This window comes from Sinimarinibacterium flocculans, from assembly GCF_003201205.1.
In the GTDB taxonomy this organism is placed as follows: Bacteria; Pseudomonadota; Gammaproteobacteria; order Nevskiales; family Nevskiaceae; genus Solimonas; species Solimonas flocculans.
The window spans coordinates 41,846-66,663 of record NZ_QICN01000005.1 but is presented as its reverse complement, the minus strand read 5'-3'; the positions used below and the strand labels follow the sequence as shown (position 1 = coordinate 66,663).

The window sequence follows — 24,818 nt, the reverse complement described above, 5'->3', positions numbered from 1 at the left end:
GCCGCGTCTAGAGCGCTTCGGCCTGCTGTCGCAGCAGCGCCTGTGCCTCGGCGACCGGCACCGCCTTGCTGAAGAAGAAACCCTGGCCGAAGTCCAGGCCCAGGTCGTGACAGATCGCTGCCTGCTCCGGCGTCTCGATGCCCTCCGCGACGGCGTACATGTCCAGATCCACCGCCAGACGGCCGACCGCGCGCACGATGCGCAAGCCGCGCTGGCTGCGCGTGGAGTCCTGCAGGAACGAGCGATCCAGCTTGAGGCCGTTCACCGGCAGGCTGTGCAGATACCACAGCGAGCTGTAGCCGGTGCCGAAGTCGTCGACGACGACGCGGCAGCCGAGCTGGTGGCACTGTTCGATCAGTTCGAGCGCCGCCTGCAGATTGTTGAGTAGCCCCGATTCGGTGATCTCCAGCCGTAGCTGGCCCGGCTGCAGGCCGCAGTCATCGACTGCCGAGCGCACCGCGGGGAGCAGGTCGGGATCGCCGAACTGGCGGACCGAGAGGTTCACCGAGCAGAACAGCGGCTCGTCGTCGACGCGATGCGGGTGGTAGTCGGCGCCCAGCAGGTGCAGGTCGGTCGCAGCCCGGCGGATTGCCCAGCGACCGAATTCCATGATCAGGTTGGAGTCCTCGAGCACCCCGATGAATTCGCCCGGCGGCACGAGGCTGCCGTCGCTGCGCCGCCAGCGCACGAGGGCCTCGAAACCGACGATGTGCCCGCTGCCGAGGCGGACGATCGGCTGATAGAACAGCACCAGCTCGCCTTTGCGCATGGCTTCTGCGAGCGCCTGCTCGAGCCGCAGGCGCTTGATGGCGAGATTGCCGTCGCCGTCGGTCTCCGGCGCGCGCACGATCTGGTCCGGCTGGAAGGTCTCGCCGGCTCCGATCATGCGCAGGTTGTTGCGACAGCGGGAGAGAATCACGCGCAGCAGGTGCCGCAGCAGCGGAGACGCACGTTCGAGCTGGTCGGCGAGCGTGTCGTGGGTGATGACGCTGAGCTGTGTCGATGCGGTGGCGCAGGCGCAGGCGGTGCGCGTCTGGTCGCCGATCAGTGCGAGCTCGCCGAACAGGTCGTCCGGACCCAGCACGGCCAGTACGCGCCGTCCTTCGGGGCGCTCGACGTAGATCTCGACCGCGCCGGTCTCGATCAGATAGGCCTCGTGACCGACGTCGCCCTCGTTGAACAGGGTGTCGCCTGCATTCAGCAGCCGCTGTGACGCCGACCCGGTCAAGACTTCCCTCCGATCGCTGCGTGTATGGGCCCGTGATTATGAGGGCGAGTGCCTCGCGCAGGGCAAGCGTCGCGGATCGCCGCGACTACAATGTGCGCATGCACATCCGAGAAGCCGTGCCGGACGATGCGTCGGCGTTGAGCGCACTGTACCGCGCATCCGTGACCACGCTGGGCCCCCGCGACTACGATGCGCGGCAGGTGGCCGCATGGGCGTCGCTGACGCCGAGCGCCGATCGTCTGCGCGGGAAGATGGCGGACGGTCGCATCACGCTGGTGGCCGCCGATGACGACGGTGCGCTGCTGGCGTTCGGCGATCTCGAGGCCGACGGACACATCGACTACCTGTACAGCGCGCCGGCGGCCGTGGGCTCCGGCGCCGCTGCAGCCGTCTACGCCGCGCTGGAAGCGCGGGCCCGCTCCCGGGGCGCGAGCCTGCTCCATGCGGAGGCCAGCGAGATGGCGCGGCGCTTCTTCCTGCGTCGCGGCTTCGTCGTCGTGGCGCGCCGTGACTTCGAGGTCGCCGGGACGCCGATCCACAACTACGCGGTCGAGAAGCGGCTCGCCTAGCAGCACTCAGTACTCGCGCCGCGGTCCGCGGTAGTCCATGTCCTCGAGCCCGAAGGGCACCTGACGACCGACCAGCGCTTCGAGCGTCATCAGTTCGAGGTCCGTGTGCCACTGGAGTGCAGCCGGGATGATGCGGCGGCCGTTCTGCGGTCTGGCGAGCACCCAGCGCGGCGCATCGTGGTGCTGCGCCGTGATGGTCTCGCTGATGGCCGGGTCGTCGGCGGCGCCGATGCTGGTGCGTCCGTAGCAGGTGCAGACGTAGGTCTTTTCCTCGTCGGCCTCGGTGTAGACACCGGTGCCGCGAATGCCGATCGTCGCCGTCGGCGTCTGGATGTCCAGGGTCTGCTCGCGTCGGCCGAACACGGCGAGCATCGCCCCGGTCACCAGCCGGAACACGCGTTTGGCCGTGCGCGCACCGCCGAGCTGGAGCTCCGAGCGTCCACGCAGGATCAGCGCGTCCTGTCCGACGACGCCGACCAGCGACGCGTCGTCCGCGGTGCGGATGTGCGCGTCGTCGCCGATGACGGTATCGCGCGTCGCCGGCTTGCCGTCGACCCAGACCTGGCCGTCGATGCGGAAGATCGAGCGTCCCGTCGGCAGGCGCGCCGGCAGTGCGCCGAACACGTCGGTGAGAGGGCCGGCCAGGGCATCGAGCTGCCAGCCTGCGCCGCCCGCCAGCCAGCCGAGCGAGAGTGCGCGCACCAGGAAGGCGCGTCGTGGATCGTCGATGTCTTCTTCGTGCCGGGTCGGCATCGCGCTGCCCCCATGAGATGCGAATGGCGCGCAGTTGACCACGGCGCGTGGGCGCCGTGTTGGAACGGGTTCACAATGGGCCTGCTGATGCACATGGAGCAGGGGCAGGGAATGGGAACTCGATCGTCCGGGCGTGCGCACCGGGTCTGGGCAGGCCTGCTGGTGCTCGGCATCGCGCTGCCCGCGCACGCCGTCGAGCGCGTGTTTTCCGGCGAGTTCGCGGCCGGATTCGACGACAACGTCGCCAACGCGCGCCGCGGCGCGGTTCTGCGTGACGATGTCGTCGCACAGGTCGGTGCCGCCTACGAGAACGTCTGGCGCCTGGCGCCCAACAGCCTGATGGGTTTCCAGCTTTCCGCCGAGGCGCGTGGTCACGATCGCTACGACGACCTCGACGACATCACCGCCGGCGTGCGCTGGCGCTGGGCGTATCGCCGCGACGGCGGCTTCTACACGCCGCTGCTCGGCGCCAGCCTGCGCGTCGAGCGCAGCGAGTTCGACAGCCGCCTGCGCGACGTGTGGACGTATCGCGCCGGAGTGTTCGCGCAACAGCAGCTCACGACGCGGATGACGTGGCGTCTGGGCTGGTCGGCGCGCGCCGTCGACGGGGTGCATGCGCGCGTGTTCGAGACCGGCGCGCGGTCGGCGAGCATCGATCTCGACTGGCTGCTGGCGCGCAGGCTTGTGCTCTACGCGGGCTACCAGTACCTGGACGGCGACCTCGTGTCGGTTGCGCCGAACCCGCCGCCGGCCGCGGTGGCCGCGGCGCGTGCGATCGCCGAAGACGATGTGTTCGACGGCGAGTCGGCGTTCCGGCTGGCCTCGCGGGCAGACGTGTACAGCGCCGGCCTCAACTTCTCGCTGTCGGCTCACTGGAGCATCGATGCACGCTGGCGGCTGGTCGATGCCGAGGCCGATACCGGCACGCCGTACCGGCGCGAGCAGGGGCTGCTGAGCCTGCTCTGGCGCTACTGAGCGATCCCGGAGGCTGGCGGCGGCCTCGACACATCACCCCTCCTGTATAGCGACAAAAGGATATACATAAGCTATACAGTGAGAGTCGGCGGTCCACGGGTCTCGGCGTCCGAAGGGGCGTCCACCCACGCCGCCGTATCCCCAGGAGGCTTCATGGAAACGTCAGTTCAGGCCCGCGATCCCGATGAACGTGGCTACCGCATCGGTGCGGTGTCGCGATTGACCGGCATTCCAGTGCCGACCATCCGCATGTGGGAACGGCGCTACCAGATGATCGTGCCGAGCCGTTCCGACGTCGGTGCGCGCCTCTATAGCGCGCACGAGGTCGAGCGCCTGTCCTTGCTCAAGGCGGCGGTCGATGCCGGTCACGCGATCGGTACTGTCGTCTTCCTCCCGGACGAGGACATCCGTGCCCGGCTGGAGCGCAGCGGTCTGCGCCGCGCCCCGGCGGGTGAACGGTGCCGCGTGGTCGTGATCGGCCGGGCGCTCGGCAACCGCCTGATCCGCGAGTGGTCGGGCCGGCCGATGCTGGACCTGGACGCGATCTACACGCATGGCGAGCTGCCGCCCAGTGGCGAATCCATCGACGCGCTCGTGCTGGACTGCGCCACCCTGCGGACGCCGCAGGTCCGGACCGTGCTCGATCTGGCGGCGCGCTTCCGGCCGCGTCTGACCGTCGTCGTCTATGGCTTCGCCAGCCGGGCGACGCTCAGGCGGCTGGATCGTGACGGCATCACCGCCGTGCGCGCGCCGGTCGATCCGGCGCATCTGGCCCGCGTGTGCCTGATGAGCCTCAACCTCGTCCCCCCCGAGGTGGCCGAGGGCGTGGAGCGGCTGCTGGTGCGCGAAGTGCCGGCGCGTCGCTTCGACGAGGGCGCCCTGGAGACCGTGTCGACGCTGCAGTCGTCGATCAAGTGCGAGTGTCCGCAGCATCTCGCCGATCTGCTGACCGGTCTGAATGCGTTCGAGCAGTACAGCCTGGAGTGCGAGAGTGCGGATGCCCGCGACGGCGCGACGCATGCGCTGCTGTACAGCGCCGCGGCGCAGTGTCGCCACCTGCTCGAGAACGCGCTGGAGCATGTCCTCGAGCGCGAGGATCTGAAGCGGCACGTGCTGTCCGGCTGAGTCGGCCGCGCAAGGCTCGATGCCCTGCGTTCCCTGCGGCGAGGGGCGCGGGCTCCTCGAAAGACGGGCCGGCAGAACAGGGACTGCCGGCCCGGGCGGCTGGCGGGCGGGGGTGCACGCATCGGGGGAGGTGCCGGCCGCAGGCGTAGACTTGCGCAACGTCCGGCCTTTGTAAACGTTAACAGCTATACATTCTGTCCAGCTAGAGCGGCTTGCTCCCGGATGTACCGGTAGCGGTGGACGCTTCGAGGCGATAGCCGGTCACCCCCCAGGCGATGCCGATCAGGCCGTAGAAGATGGCCATCAGCAGGGCGTAGATCCACTCCAGCGCGTTCATGGCGTGATCGGCGCCCCCGGCGAAGTGCCGCAGCGGCAGGCTGGCGAGGCCGAGCAGCAGCAGGGCCGCAGCGAACGAGAGCATCGCCGTGCGCAGGCCGGCGCCGAGCACGGGCACCGGCGTCAGCAGCGCGATGACCAGCATCTGCGCGAGCACGCTGAACGAGAAGAACACATTGATCCCGTAGCGGCGCAGCCAGCGGTAGGTCTCGCCTTCCGCACCCAGGAAGCTGGCGTAGAGGACCAGGAATGCCGCGGCGATCACCCCGAGCGCGAGCACCCCATGAGTGCGCCTGTCCGCGTCCGGCCGCAGTTTGCGCAGCCACGCCCAGCTCAGCAGCCAGAAGCCCATGAGCTGTGCGGCATGTGGCAGCATCAGGCCCTTGAACAACAGGTTGGCGAGGCCATGGCGGCCGGCGCGGCTGATCGACGTGCAGCCGTCCCAGTAGGGGATGCAGGCTTCGACCGAGCCCTGCGTGATCGATGCCAGGTAGGCAAGGTGCACGGCGGCGACCGGGAACAGGACCGTCAGCCATGCATACCAGCGCAGATCCATGGAAACTTCCCGGGACATGGCCGGGTCAGGATAGCGTGCCGCGTTCTGCCGCGGTACGGGAGAGGCGAGAGGGCAGCGGATGATGGTTCGCACTGCGGTGATGGCCGGCGTCGTGTTCGTGCTGGCGGCGGGTTCGGCGCATTCGGCCGAAGGCATGTGGACGCTCGACAACCTGCCGCGCGAGTCCTTGCGCGAGCGCTACGGTTTCGAGCCGGACGAGGCCTGGGTGGAGCAGCTGATGCAAGCCTCGGTGCGTCTCGCCAGCGGCTGCTCGGGGTCGTTCGTGTCGGGCGAAGGTCTCGTGCTGACCAATGCCCATTGCGTGCTGCGATGCGTCGGCGAGCTGTCGGGCGCCGAGGCCGACTACGTCAACGACGGCTTCGTGGCGACGGCGCGCGAGAACGAACTGCGCTGCCCGGCCGAGGAGCTCAACCGCCTCGAGTCGATCACCGACGTGAGCGCCCGCATCGATGCGGCGACCGACGGTCGCAGCGGCCAGGCCTTCATCGATGCGCGCAACGGCGAGAAGGCGCGGATCGAGGCCGAGTGTGTCGGCGACGATGCGGCGACGGTGCGTTGCGATGTCGTGGAACTTTACGGCGGCGGCATGCATCACCTGTATCGCTACCGTCGCTATCAGGACGTCCGGCTGGTGTTCTCGCCCGAGTACCGGATCGGCTTCTTCGGCGGCGATCCGGACAACTTCAACTTCCCGCGCTACAACCTGGACATGGGGCTGCTGCGCGCCTACGAGGATGGCCAGCCGGTGGCGACCGACGCGCATCTGTCGCTGCGCCGCGAAGGGGCGGAGGAAGGGGAGCTGGTGATGGTCACCGGGCATCCCGGAAAGACGCGGCGCCTGCTGACGGCGAGCCAGCTCGAGCGGCTGCGCGACGTCGATCTCGTCAACCAGTTGCTGTACCTGTCCGAGCGCCGCGCCTTGCTGTGGCAGTACGGTCGCTCCGGCGAGGAGGCCGCGCGCCAGGCGCAGGCCGACCTGACGCTGACCGAGAACCGCATCAAGGTCTACCGGGGCCAGCTCGCGGCCCTGCAGCGGCCCGAGCTGTTCGCGCGCAGGCGCGCCGACGCCCTGCGTCTGCGGGCGACGGCGAAGACGGAGGACGGCGATCCGTGGGCGGCGATCGCTTCGGCGCAGCAGGCCTACCGCCGGATCGAGGCGCCGTACCAGATGGCCGAGCGCGCCCTGGGCTTCGACTCGGAATACTTCAAGCTGGCGCGCGACCTGGTGCGTGCGGGCGAGGAGCGGGCGAAGCCGAATGCGCAGCGCCTGCGCGAATACCAGGACGCGGCGCTGACGCGGCTGCAGCAGACGGTGTTGACCACGGCGCCGATCTATCCCGCCTACGAGGAAACCAGGCTGGCCTGGTCCCTGAGCAAGCTGCGTGAGCGGCTGGGGCCGGACGATCCGCTGGTGAAGCTGGTGCTCGGTCGCGAGTCGCCCGAGGCGCTTGCGGCGAAGCTCGTCGCCGGGACCGAACTCGGCGACGTCGACGTGCGCCGCAAGCTGTGGGACGGCGGCTTCGAGGCGGTGTCGGCGTCCACCGACCCGTTCATCCAGCTCGCGCGCGCCGTCGACAGCGTCTCGCGCGACCTGCGCCAGCGTTACGAGACGCAAGTCGAAGCGGTCGAGAACAAGCAGGCGGCCGTCATTGCCAGGCTGCGCTTCGCCGCCTTCGGCGACGCGCTCTATCCGGACGCGACTTTCTCGCTTCGGCTGAGCTACGGCGAAGTGCGCGGCTGGGAGGAGAACGGGCGCAAGATCGAGCCGTTCACGCGGATCGGCGGCCTGTTCTCGCGGGCCACGGGCGCCGAGCCGTTCGCGCTGCCGCCATCCTGGCGCAAGGTCGAGAGCACGCTCGACATGGAGACGCCGTTCAACTTCGTCACCACCAACGACATCATCGGCGGCAACTCTGGCAGTCCCGTCATCAACCGCAACCGCGAAGTCGTCGGGGTGGCGTTCGACACCAACATCCACGCGCTCGGCGGCGCCTTCGGCTACGACGAGACCCTGAATCGCTGCGTCGCCGTTCACAGTGCGGCGATGCTCGAGTCGCTGGAGAAGGTTTACGGCGCCGGCACGCTGGCCCGCGAAATGACCGCGAACTGAGGCGGCCGGTCAGCGCGCGCGGCGCGGGACTCGCGTCATCCGGGTCAGGGGGCTTTCCGGGGGCGGCGCGCCGTCGTGCCGCAGCTGCAGTGCCTGGCCGCGGATGCGTTCGAGCACGTCGATGCAGGCGCGCAGCTCGCGCTTGCCGGCGACGGACAGGATCTCCTGGCGTGTCCGGTCGACCACGTCCTCGATGTCGGCGCAGGCCTGCAGCGCGCGGGCTGTGAGCACGACATGATGGGCGCGACGGTCCTGCGGGCAGCGGTGCCGTTCGATCCAGCCGTCGCGGTCGAGCCGGTCGAGCAGTCGCACCAGGGTCGGTGCCTCGATCTCCAGCGCGGCGGCGAGCATCGACTGCGTCAGGGGCTCGTCGGCACGATAGAGCACGACCAGCGGCTGCCAGCGCGCGGCCGACAGGCCCAGCGGCTCGAGGCGGCGGTCGATGATCTCTCGCCAAAGCGTCGCCAGGTCCTTGACCAAGTAACCGAAATGCTGCTCCGCACAGATGGCTGGCATGGGACTGAGGGTCTATACCCATTGCAGGCTAATAGTTAGCACGATAACAGTCGCGAAGATTCGTCGCAAGTCTCGCGACCGGAGCCCCGTCCATGACCCGCTTCTCCCGACAGCTCTGCCTGTTGCTGTGCGCGACGCTGCCGGTTGCCTGCTCGCAGCCGTCCGCCCCCCCGCCGCAGACGCCCGAGGTCGGCGTGCTGCGCATCGAGCCGCGTCCGGCGACGATCGAGGCCGAGTACGTCGCGCAACTCGATGCCTCCAATACCGTGGAGATTCGCCCGCGGGTCGGCGGCCTGCTGGAACAGCAGGTCGCGGTCGAGGGCGAAACGGTCGAGAAGGGCCAGTTGCTGTTCGTGATCGACCGTCAGCCGTACATCGTCGAACTGGAGCAGGCGAAGGCGGCCCTGGCGCAGGCACGCGCCGGCCTGCAGCAGGCGGAGCGCGATCTGGCGCGCGTGCAGCCCCTGTCGGAGCTCGACGCCGTGAGCCAGCAGGAGCTCGATTCGGTTACGGCGCGCGAAAGCGCCGGCCGCGCCGCGGTGCAGGCCGCGCAGGCCGCCGTGCGCAGCGCCGAACTCAACCTCGAATACACCCGCGTGACCTCGCCGGTCGACGGCGTCGTCGGCCGCGCGCAGTTCCGCGTCGGCGGCCTGGTGACGGCCTACCAGTCGCTGCTGACGACGGTCTACGACACCAATCCGATGTACGTGAACTTCAGCATCAGCGAGCGCCGCATGCTCGAGCTGCAGGAACAGTTCGGCGCGCGCCCGCCGCAGAGCCGCTATGACGACGACAACGCCTTCAAGCTGATGCTCTCGGACGGTTCGGTCTACCCGCATCCGGCTCACCTGAACCTGGTCGACGCGGCGGTGGACCGCGAGACCGGGACACTGCCGATCCGGCTGGAGGTCGCGAATCCGGACGGCCTGCTGCGCGCAGGGCAGTTCGCACGCGTCGTCGTCGTCGTCGACCGGATCGATGCCGCGCTGCTGGTGCCGCAGCGCGCCGTGCAGGAGCTGCAGGGCCGGACTTCGTTGTGGGTGCTCCGCGAGGACGGGACCGTGGACCGTCGTGACGTGCGCATGGGCGCACGCGTCGGCGGTGACTGGATCGTCGAAGAAGGACTGCAGGCCGGGGAGACGATCGTCGTCGACGGACTTCAGCGGCTGCGGCCGGGAATTGCGGTGTCGCCGCAGAAGCTCGAGCCCGCCGGCGTCGGAGACGGCCGGTGAGCCAGTTCTTCATCGGCCGGCCGATCTTCGCGACGGTACTCGCGATCATCATCACGATCGCCGGTGCCATCGCGGCAACGCAGTTACCGATCGAGCGTTACCCGCAGATCACGCCGCCGTCGATCGTCGTCAGCACCAGCTTTCCCGGTGCCGATGCCACCACGGTTGAGCAATCGGTGGCGGCGCCGATCGAGCAGCAGGTCAACGGCACGCCGAACATGCTGTACATGAGCAGCAAGAGCGGCAACGACGGCTCGTACTCGCTCACCGTGACCTTCGACGTCGGCACCAACCAGGATCTGGCGGCGGTGGAGGTGCAGAACCGCGTCGCCATCGCGCAGCGCAGCCTGCCGCAGGAAGTCGTGCGCCAGGGCGTGACCGTGATCAAGCGGCAGCCGTCGCCGCTGCTGTTCATCGCGCTGCGTGCCACCGATCCGCGCTACGACGATCTGTTCCTGTCGAACTACGCCACGCTGAATATCTATGACGCGCTCGCACGCATTCCCGGCGTCGGTCAGGTCACGGTGTTCGGCGCACGCGACTACGGCATGCGCATCTGGCTCGACCCGGAGCGCATGGCGCGGCTCGGCGTCACGACCCAGGACATCGCCGCCGTGCTGCAGGAGCAGAACGTCGTCGCCCCGGCCGGGCGCATCGGCGCGGAGCCCGCGCCCCGGGGGCAGCAGACGCAATATGCGGTGAGCGTGCGCGGACGGCTCAGCGAGGTGTCGGAGTACGAGAACGTGGTCGTGCGCGCGCGCAACGACGGGTCGATCGTCAAGCTGCGCGACGTCGCGCGCGTCGAACTCGCGGCCACCGACTACACGCGGTCGAGCCGGCTGAACGGCGAGCCGGTGGCCAACATCGGCATCTTCCAGTCCGCCGATGCCAATGCGCTGGAAGTCGCCGCCGGGGTTCGCGCGACGATGGAGACGCTCGCGCAGAGCTTTCCCGACGGTATCGAGTACCGCATTCCGTTCGACACGACGCTGTTCGTCGAGGAATCCCTGGCCGAGGTGATCAAGACGCTGTTCGAGGCGGGCCTGCTGGTGCTGCTGGTGGTGTTCCTGTTCCTCGAAAGCTGGCGCGCGACGCTGATTCCCATGCTGACCGTGCCGGTGGCACTGGTCGGCGCGTTCTCGGCCTTCGTGCTGTTCGGGTTCTCGATCAATACCCTGACCCTGGCGGCCTTGGTGCTGGCGATCGGCCTGGTGGTCGACGATGCCATCGTCGTCGTCGAGGCGGTGACCGAGAAGATGGATTCGCACGGTCTGCCGCCGAAGGAGGCGGCACGCGCGGCGATGCGCGACGTCTCCAACCCGGTGATCGCGATCGGCCTGGTCCTCAGCGCGGTGTTCGTGCCGGTCTCCTTCCTGCCGGGCCTGACCGGCGAGTTCTACCGCCAGTTCGCCCTGACCCTGTCCACGGCAGTGCTGATCTCCGTGCTGATCGCGCTGACGCTGACGCCGGCTCTGTGTGCGCTGCTGCTGCGGCCGACCGCCGAGTCGCACTGGGGTGGGCCGGCCGGCCGTTTCTTCTCCGCGTTCAATCGCGGCTTCGGGCGTGCCACCGCGCGCTACACCCGTACGGTGCACAGCAGTGGCCGGCGCGCGGCATCGGGGCTGGCGGTGTTCGGCGCGGTGGTCGTGGCCGTCGTCCTGCTGGTCGCGTCGCGGCCCGGCGGCTTCGTCCCGGAGGAGGATCAGGGCTACCTGCTGTCGGCGGTCACGCTGCCGCCCGGCGCGTCGATCCAGCGGACCGATGCGGTGCTCGAACGCTTCCGCCAGATCACCGCACAGATGCCCGAGATCGACAGCACCGTGGCCATCAGCGGTTTCTCGCTGCTCAGCGGCGTGGCGTCGCCATCGACGGCGACGCTGTTTCTCGTGCTCAAACCCTGGGACCAGCGCGAGCGCAGCGCGCGGGAGATCCTCGCCGACCTCGGCCGGCGCAGCGCGGCCTTGCGCGAGGCCAACTTCGTGCTGATCAACCCCGCGTCGATTCCCGGTATCGGTTCGGCCGGCGGCTTCGAGTTCGTGCTGCAGGCGCGCGGCGGCGGAGACCTGCAGGATCTGGTCGCCAACGCCCGAGACGTCATCGCCCAGGCGCGCGAGCGTCCGGAACTGGCGCGGGTCTTCACCCAGTTCAGCGCCGAGACGCCGCAGATCGAATACGTGATCGATCGCGAGCGGGCGAAGACCCTGGGCATTCCGATCTCCGACATCTTCTCCTCGCTGCAGACCTTCTTCGGCGGCAGCTACATCAACGACTTCAATCTCTACGGCCGCACCTACCGCGTCACCGCGCAGGCCGAAGCGTCGGCGCGCGCGACGCCGGAGGCGGTCAACCAGCTCTACGTGCGTTCGTCGGCCGGCGAGATGGTGCCGCTGTCGACGCTGGTCACGATCCGGCCGAAGACCACGCCGGACTACATCGAGCGCTTCAACGTGTACCGGTCGGTGACAGTGCTCGGCTCGGCCGCGCCCGGCGTGAGTTCCGGCGACGCGGCGGCGGCGATGGAGCAGGTCGGCGCCACGCTGCCGCCGGGCTACGGCTTCGAGTGGGCCGGCGTGACCTACCAGGAAAAGAGGTCCGCCGGCCAGACGCCGTACATCTTCGCCGCCGCCATCATCTTCGTGTTCCTGGTCCTCGCCGCGCTGTACGAGAGCTGGGCCGTGCCGTTCGCGGTGCTGCTGTCGATCCCCTTCGGCATTCTCGGCGCGTTCGCCGCACTCGCGATGCGCGGTATGGCCAACGACATCTACGCCCAGGTCGGTCTGGTGATGCTGGTCGGCCTCGCGGCCAAGAACGCGATCCTGATCGTCGAGTTCGCCAAGCTCGAACACGAGCGCGGCCGGCCGCTGCTGGATGCGGCGGTCGAGGCCGCGCGCCTGCGCCTGCGGCCGATCCTGATGACCTCACTCGCGTTCATCCTCGGCGCCGTGCCGATGATGCTCGCCACCGGCGCCGGCGCGGCCGCGCGCCAGGTGCTCGGCACGGTCGTCGTCTGGGGCATGTTCGCGGCGACGCTGATCGGCATCTTCCTGGTGCCGATGTTCTACGTGCTGATCCAGGGCGCGGTCGAGCGCTGGCGGCCGCGTACCGCGGACGCGGGGGCGCGGTCATGAGGGCCCGGCGCCGCTGCATCGTGTCGGCGTCGGCACTGCTGCTGGGCGCCTGCGCGCTCGGCCCGGACTACACGCGGCCGGAACTGCCGGTACCGCAGCAATACCGCAGCCAGACGGATGCGGTCGCGACCTCGCTCGGCGACGACGACTGGCGCAGCGTGTATACCGAGCCGGCGCTGCAGTCGCTGGTCGAATCCGCGCTGCTGGCCAATCTGGACCTGCGCATCGCTGCCGCGCGGGTCGAGCAGGCGCGGGCGCAGCTCGGCAGTGCGGGGCTGCGGCAGTTGCCGGGACTCGCGGCAGAGGGCGGTGTCGAGCGTGGGCAGTCGTCGGAATATGCCCGCGCGGCGGGTCAGCCCCGCATCGGCGAATCCGGCACGCTGCGACTGAGCCTGGCCTGGGAGCTCGATTTCTGGGGACGTCTGCGACGCCTGAGCGAAGCGGCGCGCGCCGACTGGCTGGCCAGTGCGCAGGCCGAGCGCGCGGTGCGCGTGAGCCTGGTGGCCAACGTGGCCACGGCCTACTACAGCCTGTGCGCGCTCGACGAGCGCGTGAACGCTGCCCGCAGCAGCACGCAGACGCGCGAGGCCTTCCTCAAGCTCACGCGTGCGCAGTTCCAGCGAGGGGTCGTCAGCGGCCTGGACGTCGCCAGTGCCGAGGCGCAGCTGGCAGCCGCGCAGGTGAGTATCGAGGACCTTTCGCGCCAGTACGAACAGACCGAGAACGCGCTTGCCGTGCTGCTCGCGCAGAACCCCCAGCCGCTGCCGCGCGGGACCTGCGCGGCGCCGCAGAGCGCACCGGCCGGGCTGCCGTCGACGCTGATCGAGCGGCGGCCCGACCTGTTGCAGGCGGAGCAGGCCCTGGTTGCGGCGAATGCGCGCGTGGGCGCGGCCAAGGCCGCCCTGTTCCCGACGCTGTCGTTGACCGGCGCCTTCGGCGCATTGAGTACCGATGTGTCGGAGCTGCTCACCGGGTCTGCCGAAACCTGGTCGGTCGGCGTCGGGCTGCTGCAGCCGCTGCTCGATGCCGATCGCAGTGCCTACCAGCTCGATCTCGCGCAGGCGCGTAAGCGCGAAGCGCTGCTGCTGTACGAGAAGACCGTGCGCACGGCGTTGCGGGAAGTGGCGGACGCCCTGGTCGCGCAGCGTCGCAACGCCGATGTGCTCAGCGCGCAGCAGGCCCAGGTCGATGCACTGCAGCGCGCCGAGGACATCGCCCAGGCGCGCTACCGGGCCGGGTACTCCTCGTATTTCGACGTGATCAATGCCGATCGCGACCTGTTCGCCGCCAAGCAGGCGCGTGCGCAGGCCTGGCTCGGCGCGCAGCTGGCGATCGTCGATCTGTATCGCGCGCTCGGCGGTGGCTGGGACGCCACGGTCGCCGACGGGCCGCCATGACCGCGCCGGGGTGCTTCAGCGCGACGCGGCCGGGCGAAACACCGAGAGCCGGTTGCCGATCGCCGAGGCGGTGTCGCCGATCACGCCCTTCTCGGTGACGAGGATGTCGGTGGGCGCGAACAGCGGCGGGCGGCCGACGCGGACCTGCGAGGGAAAGCTGAAGCGCGCCGGGCCGGTGCGCTGCAGCAGCGCGCCGTCCGGCGCGTAGAGCGCGATGCGGCCGCCGCCGAAGTAGGCCACCAGCAGATGCTCGCCGACGAGGCTGAAATCGTCCGGCAGGCTGGTGAACGACAGAAGCTGGCGTGACGTTGCCGGCGTGCCGTCGGCGGCGATGTCGACGGTGCGGATCTCGCCGAGACCGCCGAGGCCGGTATTGCTGACGTAGAGGCGGCGGCCGTGGCGCTGGATGCCGTTGGGTCCGAGCAGGCCCTCGCTGAACCAGTCGGTCTGCTCGATGACCTTGAACGGGTCGGCCGGGTCGAGGCGCAGCCGCACGATCTTGGGATCGGGCGCCGCGCTCGTCGCCAGCGGGCCGTTGACCAGATACAGCTCGCCGTCGGGTCCGTCCACCAGGCCGTTGGGCGCCGCCAGCCCGAGTTCGTGGATGGGCTCGAGCAACGGCGCCGCAGTGAGCCGGGCCGCGTACAGGCGACCGTCGAAGCAGTTGGCGTAGAGCACGTCGCCACGCTGCGCCAGTCCGGTGAAGTTGCAGCTGCCGTCACGGATCGCGAACGCGGCGTAGCCGTCGCCGTCGCGCACGATCTCGAAAACGTTGGTGCCGCCGGAGACGAACAGGCGGCCGTCGTCGGTGAACAGCAGGTTCTCGGCATCGGCGATCGGCAGCAGCTCGATCTTCTCGCCGCAGGCGTCGTCGACGCACAGCGCGGCCGGGTCGACCGGTGCCGCGGTGTCGCCATCGTCACCACCGCAGGCGCCCAGAGCCAGCGCCAGCAGCGCCGTCATGACGCCGCCGCCGCGCATCAGAGCATCTCGATCGCCAGTGCGACGGCTTCGCCGCCGCCGATGCACAGCGAGGCGACGCCGCGCTTGCCGCCGGTCTTCTTCAGGGCGCCGACGAGGGTTGCGATGATGCGCGCACCCGAGGCGCCGATCGGGTGGCCGAGCGCGCAGGCGCCACCGTGGACGTTGACCTTGTCGTGCGGCAGTTCGAGATCGTGCATCGCCGCCATCGTCACCACGGCGAAGGCTTCGTTGATTTCCCAGAGGTCCACGTCGGCGACGTTCCAGCCGGCCTTTTCGAGCACGCCGGAGATCGCATTTACGGGCGCGATCGTGAACTCGGCCGGCAGGCGCGAGTGACTGGCATGCGCGACGATGCGGGCCAGCGGCGCGATGCCGCGCTTGGCAGCCTCCGAGGCACGCATCAGCGCGACGGCCGCGGCGCCGTCGGAGATCGAGCTGGCATTGGCCGCGGTGATCGTGCCGTCCTTCTTGAAGGCCGGCTTGAGCGTCGGAATCTTGTCCGGGCGGCCCTTGGCCGGCTGTTCGTCCTTGTCGACCGACTCGACGCCGGCCTTGCCCCGGATTTCGACGGGCACGATCTCGAAGGCGAAGCTGCCGTCGTCGTTGGCGCGGCGGGCCCGTTCGAGCGAGGTGATGGCGAAGGCGTCCTGCTTTTCCCGCGTGAAGCCGTACTTTTCCGCGGTCCGTTCGGCGAAGGCGCCCATCGGCGTACGCTTCTCGTAGGCATCCTCGAGACCGTCGAGCGCCATGTGGTCGAGCAGTTCGCCGTGGCCGTAGCGGTAGCCGGCGCGGGCCTTGGTCAGCAGGTGGGGCGCATTGGTCATGCTTTCCATGCCGCCGGCGATCATCACGCGGTTGCTGCCGGCGAGCAGCAGGTCGTGCGCGAGCATCACGGCCTTCATGCCGGAACCGCACATCTTGTTGATGGTCAGGGCGCCGGTGGCGTCGACCAGGCCGGCGCCGCGTGCGGCCTGCCGCGCCGGCGCCTGTCCCTGACCGGCGGGCAGGCAGCAGCCCATGATGACCTCATCGACGCTGTCGGCGGCGAGGCCGCTGCGCTCGACGGCGGCCTTGATCGCGAGCGCGCCGAGCTGTGCACCGGAGAACGGCGAGAGCACACCGAGCATGCCGCCCATCGGCGTGCGGGCGACGGCGGTGATGACGACGGAATCGGCGGATGGCGACATGGGGGGCTCCTGGATCGGATTGCGGCAGGCGGGCATTCTAGCGGCTGACGCGAGCGGGCAAGACCCTGCCTTCAGAACGGGGCAACGACGACTGCCCGCAGGGAGCCGGAATCCGGCAGGAGAAGCGCATGACCATTTTCGGCTCGTCCGGCGACCATCGCCTGCATGAACTCGGGCCTGACGACGTCGACCTGATGGAGGCGATGAACACGATGTTCGGCGAGGCCTTCGAAGACGCCGAGGTCTACGGGGGAGCGCGGCCGTCGCGTACGTATCTGTCGCGCCTGCTCGGCAGGCCGCACTTCATCGCGATGGCGGCGCTCGACGCCGGTACGGTGGTCGGCGGGCTGGTCGCCTACGAGCTGGAGAAGTTCGAACGTGAGCGCAGCGAGATCTACATCTACGATCTCGCCGTCGCCGCCTCGCACCGTCGATGCGGTATCGCCACGGCACTGATCGACGCGCTGCGTGCGCTGGCGGCACGCCGCGGCGCCTACGTGATCTTCGTGCAGGCCGATCACGGCGACGATCCGGCAATCGCGCTCTACGACAAGCTCGGCGTGCGCGAGGACGTGTTGCACTTCGACATCGCCCCGCTGCGCCGCATCAGCTGAGCGTTCAGAACTCCGCGCGCAGCGTCAGCCGCAGCAGGCGCGGCAATGCGGGATGGAAATGCCGGTCCGCGACCGCCTGCGTCTCGTCGGCGAGGCGCGATTCGTAGTAGTACTCGATGTCCGCATCGCTTTCGTCGAACACGTTGAGCAGCTCGGCGCGCAGCGATAGCTTCGGTGTCGCGGCCCAGCGCAGCAGCAGATCGGCGCGGGTGCTGTCGCGGGCCGTGACGCTGCCGTCCTCGACCAGCGGTGCCCCGTCGAAGTGGCGGACCTGCAGCCCCAGGCGCAGCGTCGGCATCACGCGAACGCCGACCGAGGCCCGGCCGGCACGCGGAATCGCGTTGGGAATGCGGTCCTCGCCCGGCGCAGCGTCGAGACGGGCGCGGGTCACCGTCCAGTCCGCGTCGAAGCCGAGCCAGTCCAGCGGGTGATAGCGGACCGAGAACTCGGCGCCGCGGCGCCGGCTGCCGTTGTTCGGCTCGGTCTGGCCGGCGTCGCCGACGTAGACCAGCTCGGAGTCCAGCTCCAGCGCCCACAGGGCGGCGGCGAGCTCGAGGCCCGTCGCCGGGGTGCTGCGCAAGCCGATCTCGGCGCCGCTCGCCGCCACCAGCGGATCGAAGCCGGGTGAGCCGTCGTCGCCGCGGGCATCGTTGCTGTGGAAGCCGCGCCCTGCATTGACGAAGACCTCGGTGGATGCCCAGGGGCCGAGCACCAGACTCAGCTTCGGACTCCACTGCAGTTCGCTGCCGCGGCGATCGAGTAGACCGCTGCGCGAGTCGACGTCGTAGTCGTAATGGTCGAGTCGGGTGCCGGCGAGCAGCTGCATCCAGTCCGTCGCCGACCAGTCGAGTCCGACGAAACTGCCGATGCGCAGGTCGCCGATGCGGTCGCGGCGCACAGTGGCCACGCGCTCGCGCGCGGTCGTCCGGTACAACCCGACGTCGCCGATCTGGTCGAGGCGTGCCGCGAAGCCGGCGACGACTGCTGCATCGCGGCCGAACAGCGAGACGCCTCGCCGGTAGTCGAGGTGGGTGCCGTAGTAGCGACGGTCGTCGAACTGCTCGAACTGGTCGCCATCGACCGGGTCGTCGAGAAAGTAGGTGAAGTTCGAAAACAGCTGCAGGCGATAGTCGACCGCGTAGAACCCGCCGCTCATCTCCGTATCGCCATCGCGCGTCCAGAGCGAGAACGCCAGCATGTAGCGGTGCGTGTCGCCGCCGCTGGTCGGATCGACGAAACCGTAGCGGTCGATCCGACCGTCGGCGACCGCACGTTCGGGAACCTGATCGCTGCTGGTCCAGCGGTTGTCGTAGGCGCCGAGGGTCAGGCTGATCCGGCGGTCCGCCGCTTCGCGCAGCCAGCGCAGCAGCCCGCGCGCGGCGCGCTGGTCCATCGGCAGCTCCCAGGGGCCGTCGTTGACGCTGTAGTCGATGCCGGCGATCAAGGTGCTGCCGGCTCCGCGCAGGCTGCCGGCAACCAGGCCGCGGCGTTCGCCGTACTCGCCGACGCTGCCCTGGATCAGATTCGGCGCGTCGTCCACCCAGCGCAGCTCGGCGCTGCCGGCCGTGGCGAAGTCGCCGTCGCGCAGGCTGTAGCTGCCCTTGCGGTAATCGTAGCCGGCCAGCAGCTCGGGAATCAGGAAGTTGAGGTCCAGGTAGCCCTGGCCGTGACCGTGCGAGGACAGGTTGAGCGGCACGCCCTCGATCGAGACGGCGAAGTCGGTGCCGTGATCCAGATTGAAGCCCCGCGCGAAGTACTGGTTGGCCTTGCCCTCGCCGCTGTGCTGCGTGGTGATGAAGCCGGGAATCAGCTCGAGCAGGTCGCCGGTGCGCTGGCTCGCGTGGGCATCGAGCTCGCCCCGGTCGATGCGGCCGGAAGAGGCCGACGGCGTCACGCCGGTATCGGCGCTGGCATACACGTCGATGTCGTCGAGCTCGGTCGGTGCTTCCGCCACGTGGGCAGATGCGGCCGAAAGTGACAGGAATGCCACGGTCCCCGCGATGCAGCGCATCATCGGTGTTCTCCCCCCGGTTCGAATACGGTCGCGCGATTATGCCGATGCATGTGGCCATGCGATGTCGGTGAAACGAGCCCGGGTCGGTGAGCGGGGATACAATCCGCGTCCGGTCACCCGCCATCACTCGACATGCAGCTGTTCTCGCATCCGGAATTCGACGCGCACGAGACCGTCAGCTTCTGCTTCGATGCGGCTGCGGGCCTGTGCGCGATCATCGCCGTCCACGACACGCACCTGGGCAAGGCGCTCGGCGGCTGCCGCATGTGGCCTTACGCGAGCGAAGCCGATGCGCTGACCGATGCGCTGCGTCTGTCGCGCGGCATGACCTACAAGGCGGCGCTCGCCGGTCTGCCGCAGGGCGGAGGCAAGAGCGTGATCATCGGCGATCCGCGCCGCGACAAGACGCCCGAGCTGATGCGTGCGATGGGGCGTGCCGTCGACCGCCTCAATGGCGCCTATGTGATCGCCGAGGACTCCGGCACCACCGTCGCCGACATGCGCCTGATGGCCGAGGTCACCGCACACGTCGGCGGCCTCGCGGACGAGCAGGCGGTGGCCGCCGGCCGCACCGGCGATCCGTCGCCGGCCACGGCCAAGGGTGTCTTCATCGGCATCCGCGCGGCGGTCCGGCACGTTTGGCAGCGCGAGGACCTGCGCGGCCTGCGCGTGGCGGTGCAGGGCGCCGGCAATGTCGGCTACCGGCTGTGCCGGCATCTGCACGAGGCCGGTGCCCAGCTCTGGGTGACCGATCTGCACGCGCCCGCGGTCGAGCGCTGCGTGAAGGACTTCGGCGCGGTCGCGGTGGGCATGGACCAGATCGCGACGCTCGATGTGGACGTGTTCGCGCCGTGCGCGCTCGGTGCGGTGCTCGACGACGTCAGCATCCCGGCCATCAAGGCGAAGATCGTCGCCGGTGCCGCCAACAACCAGCTCGCGCGGCCGCAGCACGATCGTGCGCTGATGGAGCGCGGCATCGTCTACGCGCCCGACTACTGCATCAATGCCGGCGGCATCATCGACATCTTCTACGAGGGGCCGGACTACGACGCGGCGAGGGTCGATGCGCATCTCGAGCGCATCGGCGCGACGCTCACCGAGATCTTCGCGCGTGCCGCCGCGGAACGGCGGCCGACCGGCGAGATCGCCGATCGCATGGCCGAAGAGCGCTTCAGGGTCTGAACGATGATCGAACCGCGCGTCGCCGAGATTGCCGAGAACCTGCTGGCCCGCCAGCAGTGGCTCGCCGTGGCCGAGTCCTGCACCGGCGGCCTGCTCGCCAAGACCCTGACCGATCTCGCCGGCTCGTCGGCCTGGTTCGAGCGCGGCGTGGTCACGTACTCCAATGCCGCCAAGCAGGCCTTGCTCGGCGTACCCGCGACGACGATCGCGCAGCACGGCGCGGTCAGCGAGGCGACGGCGCGCGCGATGGTCTCGGGCCTGATCGACGCTGCGGGTGTCGACTGGGCGCTGGCGATCACCGGCGTCGCCGGGCCCGGCGGCGGCACCGAGGACAAGCCGGTCGGCACCGTATGGATCGCCTGCGCGCACAAGGGCGGCGACTGCAGCGTGCGCTGCTTCCGCTTCGACGGCGATCGCGCATCGGTGCGCCTGCAGTCTGCGCGCATGGCCCTGGACATCCTCGTCGATCGTTTGCGGCATGCCGGCTGAGCCGGCCAACCGCCTGTTCTTTGCGCTGTGGCCGGACGAGGCGACGCGCGAGGCCTGCGCCGAGGCGGCGCGACAGCTGCGTCTGCGCATGCAGCCGCGCGGCGCGGCGAGCGTGGTTGCGCGCTATCACCTGACGTTGCTGTTTCTCGGCGATCACGTGCCGGAGGTCGCCGAGGCGGCGGCGCGGCAGGCGGCGAGCCGCGTGCGCGCACGGCCGTTCACATTGCGGCTCGATCACGCCGGCTGCTTCCGCAATCGCGAGGTGCCGTGGTGGCTCGGCAGCCGCGAGCCGCCGCCGGCCCTGAACGTGCTGTACGAGCGCCTGCGCGAAACCATGCTGCGCGCGCGTGTGCCGGTGCAGCCGATGCGCTTCTCTCCGCATCTGACGATCCACCGCGATGCCGGCCTGCCGCTGCCGCCGACGCTGATCACGCCGGTCGACTGGCCGGTGAGCGACTTCGTGCTGATCCGCAGCCGTCTCGGGCGGGGACCGGTCGTCTACGAGGAAGTCGGTCGCTGGCCGCTCGACCCCGCAGCGCCCGAGCCGACGCCGGAACCGGGTCAGCTCGACCTGCTGTGAGGCGCACCACTGACCGGCGCCGGGGCGCTGTGAAACAATACCGGGGCGTCGCCAGCGGCCGGGAGGGACGGGGCTCAGGTTCTGAGCCTGCCGCGCGGCATCATGGCGCCATTACAGAACACCGCCACAGGACACCCATGGACGAAAACCGCAAGAAAGCGCTGGAAGCGGCGCTGTCGCAGATCGAGCGCCAGTTCGGCAAGGGCGCGATCATGAAGATGACGCCCGGCGAGCAGTTGCGCGACGTCGAGACGGTTTCCACCGGCTCGCTGACGCTGGATACCGCGCTGGGCATCGGCGGCCTGCCGCGTGGCCGCGTCGTCGAGATCTACGGCCCGGAATCCTCGGGCAAGACGACGCTGACGCTGCATGCCGTCGCCGAGTGCCAGAAGGCCGGCGGCGTCGCCGCATTCATCGACGCCGAACACGCGCTCGACGTGCAGTACGCGCAGAAGCTCGGCGTGAAGGTCGAGGATCTGGTGATCTCGCAGCCGGACACCGGCGAGCAGGCGCTGGAAATCTGCGACATGCTCGTGCGCTCGAACAGTGTCGACATCATCGTCATCGACTCCGTCGCGGCGCTGGTGCCGAAGGCCGAGATCGAAGGCGAGATGGGCGACAGCATCGTCGGCGTGCAGGCGCGACTGATGAGCCAGGCCCTGCGCAAGCTCACCGGCAACATCTCGCGTTCCAAGTGCCTGGTGGTGTTCATCAACCAGATCCGCATGAAGATCGGCGTGATGTACGGCTCGCCGGAAACCACCACCGGCGGCAACGCGCTGAAGTTCTATGCCTCGGTGCGCCTGGACATCCGCCGCACCGGCGCGATCAAGAAGGGCGACGAGGTCGTCGGTAACGAGACCCGCGTCAAGATCGTCAAGAACAAGATGGCGCCGCCGTTCCGCGAGGCGCATTTCGAGATCCTGTACAACGAGGGCATCTCCAAACTCGGCGAGCTCATCGACCTGGGTGTCGAGCACAAGCTGGTCGAGAAGTCCGGCGCCTGGTACGCCTACAAGAGCGACAAGATCGGCCAGGGCAAGGAGAACGCGCGCACCTTCCTGCGCGAGAACCCGCAGATCGCCGACGAGCTGGAACAGGCGATCCGCGCCAAGCTGATGCCGGACCGCAAGCCGGCCGCCGCAGCCGGTGCCGCGGAAGAGAAGTAGCGAGCCGACCGCGCAGGGTGGCCGCGAGACCGCCCTGCGCCTGCTGTCGCGCCGCGAGCACGCCGCGGCCGAGCTGAAGTACAAGCTCGTGCGTCGCGGCCACGACGAGTCCACCGCGGCCGACATCGTCGGCCAGCTTGCCGGCGCCGGCTGGCAGTCGGACGCGCGCTATGCCGGAATGCTGGTGCGCAGCCGCGTCGAGCAGGGGTACGGACCGCTGCGCATCCGTGCCGAGCTGGAAGCCGCGCGCGTGCCGGAGAGCGAGATCCGGGCAGCGCTGGACGCCGCCGAGGTCGACTGGGCGGTACGTGCGGCGAGCGTGCATGCGCGCAAGTTCCGCGATGCCGCACGCACGCCCGCGGAGTGGCAGAAGCAGTACCGGCACCTTGCGATGCGCGGCTTCGAAGCCACACAGATTCGCGCCGCCCTCAAGCGCAGCGGTGCGCACACACCCGACGACGCGGACTGAAGGCCGGTTCAGCCCGCCAGCATCATCAGTGCCGTCGCGACCAGGGCGATGGCGATCGCCAGGTCGAACATCGCACGCGCGCGGGCGGTGCGCAGGACCCGCAGGATCACGACGCCGAAGGCTGCCCACAGCAGGATGCAGGGCAGGGCGACCGCGCTGAACAACGCGACCCCGAGCAGCGCCGTCCGGGCGTCGGCGGCCTGGAGGGTCGCCGCGGCGGCCAGTCCCATCATCCACACCTTCGGGTTCACGAACTGGAAACCCAGCGCCTGCAGCGCGCTCAGCGGATGGCCCGCGGATGGCGCGTCGCCGGCAGGCGTGCCCGGCGCCCGCCGGGTCAGCCGCCAGGCCAGATAGACCAGGTAGCCGGCCCCGGCGACCTTGAGGACGTGCACCGCCAGCGGCCAGGCCAGCAGCAGCGCGCCGAAGCCGGCGATGCTCGCGGCCACCAGCATGGCCGTTCCGAAGACCACACCGAGCAGGTGCGGCAGGGTGCGCAGCAGCCCGAAGCGGGCGCCCGAGGCCAGCAGCATCAGGTTGTTCGGCCCGGGCGTGATGGCGGTGCTGAAGGCCAGCAGGGCGAGTGCCTGCCAAGCCGCGGAGGGGGGAAGTGCGGTGTCCATGGCGCGGCACTCTAGGCAGCCGCCCCGGACCAGTACAGATACAATGAAGTGACATTTGGACCAGTACAGATCGCCATGGCGGACATCCCGGCCTACCGGCGCATCGCCGACGAGATCGGCAAGCTGATTCTCGAGGGCCACATTGCCGACGGCGCGCGCCTGCCGGCCGTGCGCGAGCTGGCGATGCAGCGTGGTACCAGCGTGACGACGGCGGTCGAAGTGCTGCGCCTGCTCGAGCGTCGCGATCTGGTGGAGGCGCGACCGCGCGTCGGCTACTTCGCCCGCCGGCCCCGGCCCGGGGTCCCCGAGCCGGCGATGAGCCGGCCGCGAATGCAGGCGCGGCAGGTCCGGGTGAGCGACGTGGTCGCGCAGATGTTCTCCGCCGACGGCGATGACGCCTCGCGACCCGTGCCGCTGGGAGCGGCGCTGCCGGGGCCGGAGCTGCTGCACAGTGCGGCGCTGCAGCGCGCGACGGCGCGATGGACGCGCCGCTCGCCGCGACTGCTGACCGGTTACGGCCTGCTCGACGGTTCGCCGCGGCTGCGGCGGCGGCTGGCCGCGCGCTACCTGCGCTGCGCGACGCCGCTGGATGTCCCGGAACTGCTGATCACCAACGGCTGCATGGAGGCGATCAATCTCGCCTTGCGCGCGGTCTGCCGGCCCCGAGATGGCGTCATCGTCGAGTCGCCGTGCTACTTCGGTTTCCTGCAGGTGCTCGAGGCGCTGGGCCTGAAGGCCTGCGAGGTGCCCACGCACCCGCGCACCGGATTGTCCGTGGCCGCCGTCGAGCGTCTGTTGTCCGCCGCGAACGGACGCGGCATCCGTGCCTGCATCGTCAGTCCGACGAACAGCAATCCGAGCGGCGCGACGATGAGCGACGCCGACAAGGCGGCGCTGGTCGCGCTGTGCCGGCGGCACGGCGTGGCGCTGATCGAGGACGACCTGTACGGCGAGCTGCAGTTTTCCGGTGCCCGCCCGCTGCCGCTGCGCCACTTCGACACCCACGGCGAGGTCATGCTCTGCGGTTCGTTTTCGAAGACGCTGGCGCCCGGCGCGCGAGTCGGCTGGATTGCCGCAGGTCGTCACGCCGCCGAGGTGCGGCGCCTGAAGTTCGCGGTCTCGGTGACGACGGCGCCGCTGCTGCAGGAGGCGATCGCCGACCTGCTCGAAGGCGGGGCCTACGACCGCCACCTGCGGCGGCTGCGGGCCGAGTGCGAGCGGCAGCTGCGGCAGGTGACGCAGTGGGTCATCGAGGCCTTTCCCGTCGGCACGCGCGTGATGCAGCCGCAGGGCGGCTTCCTGCTCTGGGTGCAGTTGCCGGGGGCGGCCGACGCGATGGCGCTGTACCGCGGCGCCGCCGACGAGGGCATCGAGTTCGCGCCCGGGCCATTGTTCGGCAGCGGCTTCGCCGATTGCCTGCGCATCAACTGCGGTCAGCGGCCGACGCGGCGCATCGAGGACGCGATCCGCCGCCTCGGCGTTCTCGCCGCGGAGCTTGCGACAGACCTGGCGCCGCGTGCGGCATGAGCGCTTTTTTCTTGTTGCGACAGGGCCTTGGTCC

22 protein-coding genes are annotated in these 24,818 nt (G+C 69.7%); 14 read left to right on the top strand and 8 right to left on the bottom strand.

The genetic code is table 11. The features are described from left to right. Positions 1 to 7 precede the first annotated feature (7 nt). Positions 8 to 1,228, bottom strand: coding sequence for an EAL domain-containing protein (locus C8D93_RS10670; protein WP_110265186.1), 1,221 nt, complete (start codon positions 1,226 to 1,228; stop codon positions 8 to 10). Between the two features lie 98 nt (positions 1,229 to 1,326). On the opposite strand from C8D93_RS10670, the gene C8D93_RS10665 reads away from it, so the two are divergent. Then, positions 1,327 to 1,797 carry a GNAT family N-acetyltransferase gene (locus C8D93_RS10665; RefSeq protein ID WP_110265343.1) on the top strand — a complete coding sequence of 157 codons (471 nt, stop codon included), beginning with the start codon at positions 1,327 to 1,329 and terminating at the stop codon, positions 1,795 to 1,797. A gap of 6 nt (positions 1,798 to 1,803) precedes the next feature. On the opposite strand, the gene C8D93_RS20690 is transcribed toward C8D93_RS10665, so the two are convergent. Further along, positions 1,804 to 2,550: a FecR domain-containing protein gene (locus tag C8D93_RS20690; RefSeq protein ID WP_110265185.1), complete on the bottom strand. Its 747-nt coding sequence runs from the start codon at positions 2,548 to 2,550 to the stop codon at positions 1,804 to 1,806. A 111-nt stretch (positions 2,551 to 2,661) separates the two neighbouring features. Here C8D93_RS20690 and C8D93_RS20685 point away from each other — a divergent pair, with 111 nt between their 5' ends. Next, a complete protein-coding gene (locus C8D93_RS20685; RefSeq protein ID WP_170123988.1) occupies positions 2,662 to 3,525 on the top strand; it encodes a hypothetical protein in 864 nt (287 codons plus the stop codon). A 153-nt stretch (positions 3,526 to 3,678) separates the two neighbouring features. After that, a complete protein-coding gene (locus C8D93_RS10650; RefSeq protein WP_110265183.1) occupies positions 3,679 to 4,650 on the top strand; it encodes a MerR family transcriptional regulator in 972 nt (323 codons plus the stop codon). A gap of 202 nt (positions 4,651 to 4,852) precedes the next feature. On the opposite strand, the gene C8D93_RS10645 is transcribed toward C8D93_RS10650, so the two are convergent. Next, entirely contained in the window at positions 4,853 to 5,542 is a 690-nt protein-coding gene (locus C8D93_RS10645) for a hypothetical protein (protein ID WP_110265182.1), read from the bottom strand. 79 nt (positions 5,543 to 5,621) lie between these two features. On the opposite strand from C8D93_RS10645, the gene C8D93_RS10640 reads away from it, so the two are divergent. Continuing rightward, positions 5,622 to 7,673, top strand: coding sequence for a S46 family peptidase (locus C8D93_RS10640; RefSeq protein ID WP_211307300.1), 2,052 nt, complete (start codon positions 5,622 to 5,624; stop codon positions 7,671 to 7,673). A gap of 9 nt (positions 7,674 to 7,682) precedes the next feature. Here C8D93_RS10640 and C8D93_RS10635 read toward each other — a convergent pair whose 3' ends face one another. Further along, positions 7,683 to 8,189, bottom strand: coding sequence for a MarR family winged helix-turn-helix transcriptional regulator (locus C8D93_RS10635; RefSeq protein WP_110265181.1), 507 nt, complete (start codon positions 8,187 to 8,189; stop codon positions 7,683 to 7,685). A gap of 92 nt (positions 8,190 to 8,281) precedes the next feature. Between C8D93_RS10635 and C8D93_RS10630 the strand changes: the two genes are divergently transcribed. Genes C8D93_RS10630 through C8D93_RS10620 form a run of 3 tightly spaced genes read left to right on the top strand, consistent with a single transcriptional unit; the run spans position 8,282 to position 13,946 of the window. Continuing rightward, the gene (locus C8D93_RS10630; RefSeq protein WP_110265180.1) at positions 8,282 to 9,421 is read left to right on the top strand and encodes an efflux RND transporter periplasmic adaptor subunit; all 1,140 of its coding nucleotides are present in this window, start codon (positions 8,282 to 8,284) and stop codon (positions 9,419 to 9,421) included. Further along, on the top strand, positions 9,418 to 12,549 hold the full coding sequence (locus C8D93_RS10625) for an efflux RND transporter permease subunit (RefSeq protein WP_110265179.1): 3,132 nt from the start codon (positions 9,418 to 9,420) through the stop codon (positions 12,547 to 12,549). Before C8D93_RS10630 ends, C8D93_RS10625 begins: the two co-directional genes overlap by 4 nt. Then, positions 12,546 to 13,946: an efflux transporter outer membrane subunit gene (locus C8D93_RS10620; protein ID WP_110265178.1), complete on the top strand. Its 1,401-nt coding sequence runs from the start codon at positions 12,546 to 12,548 to the stop codon at positions 13,944 to 13,946. Before C8D93_RS10625 ends, C8D93_RS10620 begins: the two co-directional genes overlap by 4 nt. Positions 13,947 to 13,961: 15 nt before the next feature. On the opposite strand, the gene C8D93_RS10615 is transcribed toward C8D93_RS10620, so the two are convergent. Next, on the bottom strand, positions 13,962 to 14,927 hold the full coding sequence (locus tag C8D93_RS10615) for an SMP-30/gluconolactonase/LRE family protein (protein WP_110265177.1): 966 nt from the start codon (positions 14,925 to 14,927) through the stop codon (positions 13,962 to 13,964). After that, the gene (locus C8D93_RS10610; RefSeq protein ID WP_110265176.1) at positions 14,927 to 16,117 is read right to left on the bottom strand and encodes an acetyl-CoA C-acyltransferase; all 1,191 of its coding nucleotides are present in this window, start codon (positions 16,115 to 16,117) and stop codon (positions 14,927 to 14,929) included. The genes C8D93_RS10615 and C8D93_RS10610 overlap by 1 nt, the downstream gene beginning before the upstream one ends. 128 nt (positions 16,118 to 16,245) lie before the next feature. Here C8D93_RS10610 and C8D93_RS10605 point away from each other — a divergent pair, with 128 nt between their 5' ends. Then, a complete protein-coding gene (locus C8D93_RS10605) occupies positions 16,246 to 16,731 on the top strand; it encodes an AAC(3)-I family aminoglycoside N-acetyltransferase (protein ID WP_110265175.1) in 486 nt (161 codons plus the stop codon). 4 nt (positions 16,732 to 16,735) lie between these two features. Here C8D93_RS10605 and C8D93_RS10600 read toward each other — a convergent pair whose 3' ends face one another. Beyond that, a complete protein-coding gene (locus C8D93_RS10600; RefSeq protein ID WP_211307299.1) occupies positions 16,736 to 18,685 on the bottom strand; it encodes a TonB-dependent receptor in 1,950 nt (649 codons plus the stop codon). 192 nt (positions 18,686 to 18,877) lie between these two features. Here C8D93_RS10600 and C8D93_RS10595 point away from each other — a divergent pair, with 192 nt between their 5' ends. From C8D93_RS10595 to C8D93_RS10575, 5 genes are all read left to right on the top strand, one after another. Further along, positions 18,878 to 19,927, top strand: a complete 1,050-nt coding sequence (locus tag C8D93_RS10595) for a Glu/Leu/Phe/Val dehydrogenase dimerization domain-containing protein (RefSeq protein WP_110265173.1) — start codon at positions 18,878 to 18,880, stop codon at positions 19,925 to 19,927. Between the two features lie 3 nt (positions 19,928 to 19,930). Beyond that, positions 19,931 to 20,416, top strand: coding sequence for a CinA family protein (locus tag C8D93_RS10590; RefSeq protein ID WP_110265172.1), 486 nt, complete (start codon positions 19,931 to 19,933; stop codon positions 20,414 to 20,416). After that, on the top strand, positions 20,406 to 20,996 hold the full coding sequence (gene thpR, locus C8D93_RS10585; protein ID WP_110265171.1) for an RNA 2',3'-cyclic phosphodiesterase: 591 nt from the start codon (positions 20,406 to 20,408) through the stop codon (positions 20,994 to 20,996). Before C8D93_RS10590 ends, thpR begins: the two co-directional genes overlap by 11 nt. 137 nt (positions 20,997 to 21,133) lie before the next feature. Further along, positions 21,134 to 22,165, top strand: coding sequence for a recombinase RecA (gene recA, locus C8D93_RS10580; RefSeq protein WP_110265170.1), 1,032 nt, complete (start codon positions 21,134 to 21,136; stop codon positions 22,163 to 22,165). Continuing rightward, positions 22,146 to 22,634 carry a regulatory protein RecX gene (locus C8D93_RS10575; protein WP_110265169.1) on the top strand — a complete coding sequence of 163 codons (489 nt, stop codon included), beginning with the start codon at positions 22,146 to 22,148 and terminating at the stop codon, positions 22,632 to 22,634. The genes recA and C8D93_RS10575 overlap by 20 nt, the downstream gene beginning before the upstream one ends. A gap of 8 nt (positions 22,635 to 22,642) precedes the next feature. Here the strand turns inward: C8D93_RS10575 and C8D93_RS10570 are convergent, their stop codons facing one another. Further along, positions 22,643 to 23,257: a LysE family translocator gene (locus C8D93_RS10570; RefSeq protein WP_110265168.1), complete on the bottom strand. Its 615-nt coding sequence runs from the start codon at positions 23,255 to 23,257 to the stop codon at positions 22,643 to 22,645. Positions 23,258 to 23,332: 75 nt separating this feature from the next. Here C8D93_RS10570 and C8D93_RS10565 point away from each other — a divergent pair, with 75 nt between their 5' ends. Next, positions 23,333 to 24,784, top strand: a complete 1,452-nt coding sequence (locus C8D93_RS10565) for an aminotransferase-like domain-containing protein (RefSeq protein WP_110265167.1) — start codon at positions 23,333 to 23,335, stop codon at positions 24,782 to 24,784. Positions 24,785 to 24,818: the final 34 nt, after the last annotated feature.

What these genes read in the sequence shown, in the direction of transcription:
- C8D93_RS10665 (WP_110265343.1), top strand. Translation starts at nt 1,327, where the DNA reads ATGCACATCCGAGAAGCCGTGCCGGACGATGCGTCGGCGTTGAGCGCA.
- C8D93_RS20690 (WP_110265185.1), bottom strand. Translation starts at nt 2,550, where the DNA reads ATGCCGACCCGGCACGAAGAAGACATCGACGATCCACGACGCGCCTTC.
- C8D93_RS20685 (WP_170123988.1), top strand. Translation starts at nt 2,662, where the DNA reads ATGGGAACTCGATCGTCCGGGCGTGCGCACCGGGTCTGGGCAGGCCTG.
- C8D93_RS10650 (WP_110265183.1), top strand. Translation starts at nt 3,679, where the DNA reads ATGGAAACGTCAGTTCAGGCCCGCGATCCCGATGAACGTGGCTACCGC.
- C8D93_RS10645 (WP_110265182.1), bottom strand. Translation starts at nt 5,542, where the DNA reads ATGGATCTGCGCTGGTATGCATGGCTGACGGTCCTGTTCCCGGTCGCC.
- C8D93_RS10640 (WP_211307300.1), top strand. Translation starts at nt 5,622, where the DNA reads ATGATGGTTCGCACTGCGGTGATGGCCGGCGTCGTGTTCGTGCTGGCG.
- C8D93_RS10635 (WP_110265181.1), bottom strand. Translation starts at nt 8,189, where the DNA reads ATGCCAGCCATCTGTGCGGAGCAGCATTTCGGTTACTTGGTCAAGGAC.
- C8D93_RS10630 (WP_110265180.1), top strand. Translation starts at nt 8,282, where the DNA reads ATGACCCGCTTCTCCCGACAGCTCTGCCTGTTGCTGTGCGCGACGCTG.
- C8D93_RS10620 (WP_110265178.1), top strand. Translation starts at nt 12,546, where the DNA reads ATGAGGGCCCGGCGCCGCTGCATCGTGTCGGCGTCGGCACTGCTGCTG.
- C8D93_RS10615 (WP_110265177.1), bottom strand. Translation starts at nt 14,927, where the DNA reads ATGCGCGGCGGCGGCGTCATGACGGCGCTGCTGGCGCTGGCTCTGGGC.
- C8D93_RS10610 (WP_110265176.1), bottom strand. Translation starts at nt 16,117, where the DNA reads ATGTCGCCATCCGCCGATTCCGTCGTCATCACCGCCGTCGCCCGCACG.
- C8D93_RS10605 (WP_110265175.1), top strand. Translation starts at nt 16,246, where the DNA reads ATGACCATTTTCGGCTCGTCCGGCGACCATCGCCTGCATGAACTCGGG.
- C8D93_RS10595 (WP_110265173.1), top strand. Translation starts at nt 18,878, where the DNA reads ATGCAGCTGTTCTCGCATCCGGAATTCGACGCGCACGAGACCGTCAGC.
- C8D93_RS10590 (WP_110265172.1), top strand. Translation starts at nt 19,931, where the DNA reads ATGATCGAACCGCGCGTCGCCGAGATTGCCGAGAACCTGCTGGCCCGC.
- thpR (WP_110265171.1), top strand. Translation starts at nt 20,406, where the DNA reads ATGCCGGCTGAGCCGGCCAACCGCCTGTTCTTTGCGCTGTGGCCGGAC.
- recA (WP_110265170.1), top strand. Translation starts at nt 21,134, where the DNA reads ATGGACGAAAACCGCAAGAAAGCGCTGGAAGCGGCGCTGTCGCAGATC.
- C8D93_RS10570 (WP_110265168.1), bottom strand. Translation starts at nt 23,257, where the DNA reads ATGGACACCGCACTTCCCCCCTCCGCGGCTTGGCAGGCACTCGCCCTG.
- C8D93_RS10565 (WP_110265167.1), top strand. Translation starts at nt 23,333, where the DNA reads ATGGCGGACATCCCGGCCTACCGGCGCATCGCCGACGAGATCGGCAAG.